The 9,126-nt window shown below is 54.6% G+C and carries 6 protein-coding genes; 1 reads left to right on the top strand and 5 read right to left on the bottom strand.

Annotated features, from left to right (window positions below; all coding sequences use genetic code 11):
- Window positions 1-87: 87 nt before the first annotated feature.
- Window positions 88-1,080, top strand: a complete 993-nt coding sequence (locus EF096_RS19850; RefSeq protein WP_123891470.1) for a formylglycine-generating enzyme family protein — start codon at window positions 88-90, stop codon at window positions 1,078-1,080.
- 86 nt (window positions 1,081-1,166) lie between these two features.
- On the opposite strand, the gene EF096_RS19855 is transcribed toward EF096_RS19850, so the two are convergent.
- The 5 genes from EF096_RS19855 to tssI all read right to left on the bottom strand — a co-directional run bounded on the left by EF096_RS19855 (window position 1,167) and on the right by tssI (window position 9,100).
- Window positions 1,167-1,463 (bottom strand): hypothetical protein, encoded by a 297-nt coding sequence (locus EF096_RS19855; RefSeq protein WP_123891471.1) that lies wholly within the window; start codon window positions 1,461-1,463, stop codon window positions 1,167-1,169.
- A gap of 318 nt (window positions 1,464-1,781) precedes the next feature.
- Complete coding sequence (locus EF096_RS19860) at window positions 1,782-2,762, bottom strand: tetratricopeptide repeat protein (protein ID WP_123891472.1); 981 nt, start codon at window positions 2,760-2,762, stop codon at window positions 1,782-1,784.
- Between the two features lie 23 nt (window positions 2,763-2,785).
- A complete protein-coding gene (locus tag EF096_RS19865; protein WP_158611325.1) occupies window positions 2,786-6,115 on the bottom strand; it encodes a LysM peptidoglycan-binding domain-containing protein in 3,330 nt (1,109 codons plus the stop codon).
- A 22-nt stretch (window positions 6,116-6,137) separates the two neighbouring features.
- On the bottom strand, window positions 6,138-7,001 hold the full coding sequence (locus EF096_RS19870; RefSeq protein WP_123891474.1) for a DUF4123 domain-containing protein: 864 nt from the start codon (window positions 6,999-7,001) through the stop codon (window positions 6,138-6,140).
- Complete coding sequence (gene tssI / locus EF096_RS19875) at window positions 6,986-9,100, bottom strand: type VI secretion system Vgr family protein (RefSeq protein WP_123891475.1); 2,115 nt, start codon at window positions 9,098-9,100, stop codon at window positions 6,986-6,988. The genes EF096_RS19870 and tssI overlap by 16 nt, the downstream gene beginning before the upstream one ends.
- Between the last annotated feature and the right edge of the window lie 26 nt (window positions 9,101-9,126).

Below are 9,126 nucleotides of genomic sequence, written 5' to 3' on the forward strand. Positions count from 1 at the left end.
GTTTGCTATTCGTGAACAACGTCGGCGTTTTGCCTTAGCATCACGGCTACATTGCACCCCACAGCTCATCGCCACCAGGACGCTTGCATGTCTCGCCTTGCTCTACTGCCACTCTTTTTCCTGTTTTCTCTACATGGCTGTGATGCACAGTCGCAGCCTCTGCCCCACAGTGAAAAGCTAAGCGCAGAGAAAGTCGAGGCCATCGCTCAGCGTGTCAACGACCGCTACCCCGACCTATCGGGTAAGCTGCGCGACCAAATACTCACCACCGTGGTGCGCTCACTGGACAACATGGTGTTTATCGAGGGGGGAGAGTTCGAGATGGGCGACTTCGGTACTCTTTGCCAATACGATCCGGCAAATATGGGCACTTGGCCCTATGGGCAGGAGCCGGAGCGACTTTGCCCAATTACGCCCGAGCGGCATGATGACTATCTGCATCAGGTGCGTTTGAGTAGTTATCACCTGTCGCGATATCAGACGCGACTGGAAGATTTTGATTTGTTTCGCACGAGCTTGGGGTTGGAGTTGTTCGATGCCGAGCACCGCAACCGAGACGACCTAGGGTCCTACTTTAATCCGGACAACCCTGCCCCGACTAAAACGTGGCAAGAAGCTAAAGATTACTGTGTATGGTTGGGCGACCTTAGTAATTATGCTGTGGACTTACCTAGCGAAGCGCAATGGGAATATGCCGCACGCAGTCGAGGCCAATACGTTCAATATCCGACAGATAACGGCAGCTTGAATCAAGGACGCAACATTCTGCGTGACGAGGAGTCTGAAGTGCGTCCTATCGGCCAGTTTCCACCAAACCCTGTGGGTCTCTATGACATGACTGGCAACTCGACCGATTGGGTTAACGATTGGTTCTCCGCAAATTATTACGAGCAATCCCCCGTCACAAACCCAGAAGGGCCGGAGACAGGAACGCAAAAAATTCGCCGAGGTACTAATTACGGTCAAACTCTGTGGATAGGCGCCAGCACAGTCCAGCGCTGGAACCACGACCCCGTGATGGAACATCATTACCCAGGCGCCAGCTTCCGATGCGCCATACAATCAAGTGAACCGCTATAACAATCTAAAGCCTTACGCTAACCCCCTAAAATGCCCACTATTACGAGCCGCCAAGAGCACCTCTCGTTTACCTTGGAAAATCGGGGTCAGATGAGCATTCCCTGCCTCGCCGCCTCTTCGAGCCAGTGATAGGCCTCTTCTGTCATATAGCGATTGTTCTTGCGTAGCGCTTCTGCCAACAGAAACTGTGACTCCGAGTCTCCCGCCTCTGCTGCAATGGTCAGATACGGCTCAGCAGATATCGCTTTGAACTGGTGATACAGAACGCTGCCACGCTCTTTGGCTGCCTGTTGCTCGGGCGTAAGGTCTGCGAAAGCAGGCGATGCCAAAAGCCAGATAAGGATAAGAGTTAAGGACTTTAACCGAGCCGGTTGGCTGCTCATATTTCGAGCCGCTTATTGTCGGTTAAAGTCAACTGAATGCAGATCATCAAAACAGGGTCTGGCTCTGTCAGTTTCTTTAATACGAGGGAGAACATCCGTTGTTCCTTGTGCTGAGTTGAAGCGGAGTCTGCAGATACGTTGGCAGCGCCGCATTTTATCCAACACCTGCGCAGGCCAATGTGCGCTCGTCGTCAGAACCATCAATTGCAGGCACTTTATGGCTAGCGGTGCCGATATATTCATCTGACCCCATTTTCCCTATTTATGTATTTATGCATAGAGCATCAGGAATGGGCGCTATGGATGATCTAATCATTTTTAGAAACCCAATTTCTCGGGAAAGAACGACAGCGGGGGATGAGTCGCTTTCCATTCAGCGGCAAACGCTTCAGCTTCTTCTATCTGCTCGGGCGTCATCTTCGCGGCGATTACCGGCAGAACGTCGTCTAAATAGACTTGTACATTGCCGCCACCGTCCAACTCCCTGAGAAGCGAAAGTAGCCCATAGCCTTTTACTCGATCAAGCGGATAACCCACTTTGTCCGGTTCGTGGGCCAAGTACGCCCCATAACTAACTATGGCACCCTCAAATCCTGTTTCCGATGCTTGTGCAATCCAGTGACGGGCGCCTTCCATATCACCGCTCTCATAGAGCACGGTAACGTACTCCATCATGCCTCTTGGATTTCCACCTTCAGCACTCGCTTTGAGCCATTTTTCAACAGCCTCTTGACGAGCCCAAGGCAGAATAAAGAAACCTTTACCCTCTTTATAGCGGGAGGCCAGCAATCGCTGCGCCTGGGGATAACCAGCTTCAGCCGACCTCTCTAACCACTCCAGATCTCCTGTAGCCAAGTACATGATATACATGCCTACAAGTCTGCCTTCCTTGGCCTGTGCCGTCCCTATCTCGCGCGCTTGCTCAAGCCATTCCTCCGGAGTTTTAGTGCTAGGAGGGCAGTTATTCATAACCTCACACAGGTCACTACTCTCACGCGAGAGGCGTAGCATGGCGTAAAAATCGCCTTGATTCGCCGCAGCGACGTACCACCGATTAGCCTCACTTGTCATATACCGATTATTTTTGCGTAAGGCCTCTCCAAGAATGAACTGAGCTTCTTGATCGCCAGCCTCCGCCGCTTCCGTTAAAAACGGCACGGCTGAAATGGCCTTATGCTGATTGTAGAGCATTAAGCCCTTATCTTTGGCGGCTTGCTGCTCGGGAGTCAGTTGCGCATAAACCACGTTGTTCACAAACAGTAATAGAACCATTACTGAGAATATTTTTTTCACAAACATTCTTTTTCCTTTTGTTCTGCTCACTAGGCGGGGCCCACATACTCCACGTGGCCTGACGGTATATAAGTACGGCCGTAATAACTACTGCGGCGACAGAAACCATCTTGCAGCTTGCCCAGCACTTTAACGTGATTTCTATATCGCTCACGCATTGCGTTATTTTGTGGGCCGCCAACACCGACGCTAAGCACTGGAACCGACATAAAATTATCCAGCGCCAACCGGTTCTCACAGTAGGCTTGACCCGCTGCTGCCGGCTTAGTGCCAAAGCGATTCATACGTGTGCAAGCCTCCTCAAATTGCCTCTGTGCGGCGGGCAATGTGCACTCACTATTAGCTTTCTCTACAACCCACCTTAGAATCTGCTCAATAGCCTGCTGCTGAAGAAGATGGCACAGTTCCTCACTCTGCTCATCAGCTTGCTCTTCAGGCGTAAACTCACTGGGCGGGCTAACCAGCGTCATCAGCATAGGGCCCAACGCCTCTGGAATAGCGTCAACAAACCACATTTTTAGTTCTTCTTGGTTTTCGTAGTTCATGATGCTGTAAGCAATTGGCCCGCCTTTGCCGCCCCGCGTTAGGGCGTCATAAAGCGAGCCAACTAACTCTGCCATATAAACCAGAGCTAGATCGAGTCCAGCAGAGCCCAGCAAATTGAGCTTAGACATGAAATCGAAGGCATCATTTTCAAACCAAACCAGACGATGGTACTGATTCTTACGCAGTTCGCGGCGGAATATGTTTATCAGTTGGACAATGGCGCCATAGCCGACTTCAAAGCTAAACACGCCGTCCACGCCCGGGCCTGCAATCACAGCTGCTTTAATGGTAAGCACTAACCGCTGGCCTTGAAGGGAAACACTCAGCTCACCCTTGACGCCCAAGCCTGCGGCGATACTGAGATTGGCTCCCACTCGGGCGAGGCTTAGCCACTGGCTAGGCTGCGGCGCTGTCTGTCCCACTACACCTGCGACGGGCGCTGTGCGCAGCTCTGCCACCGCGACGGGCGGCGCCCAGTTCAATGCACCAGTGAGTTTTATACCTACCTGCACCCCTGCAAACAGGTTGAACTGACCTTTGAGTCCGTCATCAATACGCATGTTACCGGTACGCATAGCAGGCAGAGGCTGGCTGACGTGGGTACTACTGATTGAACCAGGCGTTCGCTCTGCGTCTTGCCCTGTATCAAGTAACACGTCATGCGTGTCCTTGTCTGGCCCGATGCGCAAGGTACCAGCTACCATTAATGACGCACCGGCATAGCCCCAAGCCTTAATGCTTAGGTGCAACGACAAACGGCCGAGGTTTAGCTCCTGCTCGTTATCCTCGTAGTCAAAGTACTTAAGTTTAAGATCCTGAGCCTGTTCACGGTCAGGCAGATCAACTTTAAGCAAGTCCACTTCACCACGCGCGAGGTCAATGTCCAGGCTGGCACTGGCAAACGCTTGAAAGCCATTAGCAGTAGTGAAGTTAGGCGTCGCCACAGAGGCTGCGGAGTGGATGCTTGGCTGCGGCGGCGTAAGGCAGCGAACCAACTGCGCCTGAGGGCTCTTGTCGAACAACCTTAGAGATACGCGCACACTGTCCTTGAACAGTATTTGTTGCAAACGCTCACCCCACGCGGCACGTGCGGTGCTGTCCTCAAGAGTACTTACCAGCAAACTCTCCGCCTGCAAATACTGGTAGAAAAGCTCAACATCAAACCAACCCTTCGGGTCAAACCAGTTACCCCTTTGGTCATCCAGCTTTTTAGCGCCCTGACCAATCAACCACTCTTCAAACTCGCTGCGCGCTCCGGTCGCTACCGAGTTGCTACCGCTGATTGAATGGCGCACATTAGCCGCCGCCTCGCTACGCAGCTTGGCCGCGTCAGTTTTAAAGGCATTGCGCATATCAGTGAGGCTAAAGTGGCTGAGCACGCTTCCACGATCAGCAAAGCTCACTTCGCGCAGCGGAAAATTAGATTTCACCAAGCGATCAACGGGCTTGGGCGTAAACTCTTCAGGATTCCAAAGCAGATGACGTCCACGACCTTGAGCTCGGGCGCTGGCCACATTGCGCTCGGCAGTGGCCAGCAGCTTGCTCTTCTCAGCCTGCAAGGCGTCCCACTCCGCTCGCTCGGCATCCACTAGGCCGGCGGGGGCAGAAGCATTTTCACCACTGGCTTCAATCCACGACTTGTATTTTTCTTGCAGCCGCTGATTAACAGCGAGTAACTGTTGCTCTAAATCCAAGTATTTCTTGAATTCGGCAATACCGCTTTCGAGCTGATCCTCCTCGCCACTGCCCATCAAGGCATATTCGGGCAGTGCAAGCCCATACTCGGCGACTGAGTGAATGGCATCCAAGTACTCTTTGAACTTGAACCCCTGCTGATTACTGTCTCGCCATTCCAGATACTTAACATAGTCGGTACGGTCATAGGCGCTGCTAGCCGTAGCAACTTCTAGACGCGCCTTATTCTCTGCTTGCAACTCGGCGGTCTGTTCCGGGCTAAAAACCTGCAATTCACCCAAGCTGAAGAGCTTTTGCCGCACGATCAGATAGTGCTGTACGCGCTTACGAGCCTCCATCGCTTCAGGACTGAAGAGTCGACCTTGCTCGAAGGCGTAGCCTCGGCTTTCTGCTATTTGAAGAGCACTGTCGCGCAGCGGACGCCATTCCTCGTACAGGTCTTTTAAGCGCTCATAGCCCGAGACCGGCGTCGCCTGATATCTGGGGTCCGATACCATAGTCGAGCGCTTGTCCAGATAGCGTGCTTCAAGGTAGGGCTCCTCAGCCTCAATCTCCTTCATCCGTTCTTGCTGACTGCCGGCGAGGAAGTTAGCGAGGACGGGCTCCATAAAATACTCAAGCAACCCACTTTCATCTAGGCCCTTCTTGCGCTCATCCGGGCTTTTACTCGGTGATATTTGCTGCCCCAGTTTGTGTGCAGCCTCTTTCATCAAACTAGCGACGCGCTCGGGGAGCAACCAGAACGCTTGCTCGTCCGTGGCGTAGATGATATTTGCGTAGACTGGCTCGCACGGATGCGGCGCTTTTTCATCGAAGCTCGCGGCGCTGGCGGGCTGTGCCTCTGTTTGAGCTTCGAGCTGAAGCACGGGCCGTTCATTTGCCGACTCGGAATCTCTCACTTCTGCGCTTTCTTGCGCGCCCTGCGTCGGCTGATTTGCTGTCGGTACGATGGCAGCACCTGGTTGCGCCGGAACACTCAAGCTCCAGCCAGCCTGGATATGGTTAGCGTTACGGATAAAGGGGTTAAGCTGACGCAGCTGGCCCACGCTCGCACCATATTGGTGGGCGATACCGCTTAACGTTTCCCCTGACCGTACAAGGTGGTTAGTAATATCCATGCGTGTTTCCATTCCAGCTGAGTTAGGATGCGGCGCTGAGTGCCTTCAGGTGCTCGACCTTCATGAAGGCCTCCTCCCGACTCTGCAATATCGCCATGATGTTAGCTTTCTCAGCCAATCCAGTACTGGTAATCAGCTCGCTGAGCTGCAGTAGATGACGGCCTTCGTAGATCCCTTGCCCTACCAACAACTCCAAGTTGTCGAGTAATGGAGAGAGTTGCGCTGCCGTGATGCGGTCAAAAGCAGGTTGCACCTCATCTAACCAATAAACCCAGCGTAAAGTTCGGTACGTGGGCATCAAAGCCTTGGGCAATGAAAAGTATCCACGCTCTGGTGTCGGCAAAGCATCAGGACGCTCGTGCGGCCAACTCAACCACTGTTCATTGGATGACTCAAGGTAACTGGGGGCTGGGCTATAAACGCTGCGCCACGGCCCCATCAAGTAAGGTGCTGCGGCCTCTCCCACAGTCATCGCTAAGGCCGCCCAAAAACTCGGTAAGTAATAAGTAGCCAAGCTTTGGCCACCGGAGCCGTCGTTGACCTTCATCAGCCAACGTGCATGCGCCAGCGCCTGAGCATCATCATCAGCACGCAGCATAATGCCAGCCTGACGCTCTAGGCACAGTTGCGCCCCCAATAGCGACAGTGCGCTACCCGGAGAAGCGCCAAACCAAAGAGGCCCAGATGCAGACAAATGAGTGTATTCAGTGGCATCTAGCAAGAGCACCGGCGTTAACGCTTCTCCGCAACTATATAGGCGGACAAGCGCGTCAGGCTGGCGTTTCTGATCAATGATGAAATACAGCAGGTCTCCGCCAAGACTACCAAGCACCTCATTTAGCTGCCCCCGTGGCCGCGCCAGGAAGTCCTTCAAGCCTTCATGCATGGGCAGTCCCCCCGGCTACAAACAGTCGCGCTCTGCTTGCCACACAAAGGAGTCAACCCGTCCAGCAACAACACCGGTGGTACCGGTTGGTTTATAGCAGCTCGCTGCAGCAACTCCCCTGCACGATCCGTTTCTACCGCGCCTGGAAGATTTGGTCCAATTACCTGGGTACCACTACCACTCCCCGGAGAGCCACCCGCATTAAGCCTGGCCATCGGCCCAACCAGGGTGACGCCGCCGGCATCAATCTTGATAAAGGAACCGCCTGCGGTGAGGGTGATTTCGCTGCCGGCTTCGATGACCATTTTCTGCCCGGCTTTGAGGTGTATCTCGCGGCCGGCTTTGGTGAGCAGTTTGTCGCCGAGCTGAATGTGTTGGCTCTGGCCGATGGTGAGGTGGTCGTTTGGTTTGATTTCGACCTTGCGCTTGCCTTGCACGGTTACGTGTTCTTCGGCCTTGAACTCGCTATAGCTGTTGGCCTCGACGGTGTCGTGGCGTTCGTTGCCCACGCGCACCGTCTGGTTGTGCTCGATGTTTTCGTCCCAGTCTTTCTGCGCGTGCAGGTAGATCTGTTCTTCGCCCTTTTTGTCCTCGATGCGCAGTTCGTTGTAACCACCGCCACCGGGGCTGCTGAGGGTTTTGAATACGCTGCGGGTTTTGTGCGCAGGCAATTCATACGGTACTTCGTGTTCTTTATGGTACAGGCAGCCGGTGACCAGCGGTTGGTCTGGGTCGCCCTCCAGGAAGGTGATGAGCACTTCCATGCCCACTCGGGGGATGGCAACGCCGCCGTAGCGGTCACCCGCCCAGCTTGAGGCGACGCGCAGCCAGCAGCTGGTTTTGTCGTCGGCTTGGCCTTCGCGGTCCCAATGGAACTGCACTTTAATGCGGCCGTACTGGTCGCAGTGAATCTCTTCGCCCTGCGGGCCGGTGACCACGGCGCTTTGGCTGCCCAGTACTTTGGGTTTGATGTGGTTGAGCTGCGGGCGCCAGATGATCTGCCAGGGCGTGGCTTTGAAGTGGTTGCGGTAACCTTGGGTAAAGCCGTCACTGGTTTTGACGTCGCTGGTGACGCCTTCTTCCAGCACTTGCGGCTGTTTGCCTTCGTGGTGGATTTCAGTCAGCAGCCAGAGGTCGTTCCAGTCAGCGCGGGCGTGGCCACTGAGCGGCATGAAGTGGCCGCTGCGCAGTTGTGGCTGATCGCTCAGGCCGTCGGCCAGTTGCTGTTCGGCGCGGTGGCGTTCGAGGTTGATCTGGCTGAGTTGTTTGCCGCGCTCGCGGTCGATGAAGTGACCGGGGTAGTCGTAGTCTTCGAGGTCAGGCTGTGATGCTTGTTGCTGTTGGTTTTCTTGGTTCTGATCTGGATTGCTTTCGCCTTTGTAGGCGGCTTCCATCAGCAGGCGGGGCTTTTCAAAGTCGTAGTCGCGGCGGGTGACGCGGCTGGGGCGGGTTTCTACCCGCAGGCCGAAGCGTTTGACCACGGGCTCATCCGCGACCATGCCGGTGCCCTGGCTGTAACCGATCTGGGCCAGTTGCGGGAAGGTGGTCTGGTCGTCACCAAAGACGATGACGTGGCCTTCGCGGCTGTGTTCAAAGTGGTAGTGAAGGCCTTCTTCTTCGCACAGGCGCTGGATGAAGTGCAGGTCGGTTTCGTCGTACTGGGTGCAGTAGATACGTTCAGGGTAGTTGGCGTTGAGTTGAAAGCGGTAGGCGTCGCCCTGAATGCCATGTTCTTCCAGCAGGCGGCTGATGATGTCTTGCACGGTGAGGTGCTGGAAGATGCGTTGATTGGTTCTGTGCGCCAGATAGCTGAGCTGGGGGCGCAGGCAGAGGTGGTAACGGGTCAGGCGTTTGCCGGCTTCGCCCTGGGCGAGTCGGTCGATAAAGCCGTGGATGCCAGCACCCTGGCCCATATCTAGATAGGCGGTGTGGTGCAGCAGTGAACCCAGGTCGATGTCGGGCTGTTCGCTGATCAGTTCCAGCTCAAAGGCAAACGGCTGGTTGAGGGCCTCTTTACCGGTAAAGGCCAATACCTTGAAATCGTGGGCAGCGCCGTCGATGTGTAGGGTGAAGGCTGCTTCATTGGCTGGGGAGAACATCCGTTGTTCCTTTCGCTGAACTGGTG

It is taken from the genome of Pseudomonas neustonica, assembly GCF_003797945.1.
GTDB lineage: Bacteria > Pseudomonadota > Gammaproteobacteria > Pseudomonadales > Pseudomonadaceae > Halopseudomonas > Halopseudomonas neustonica.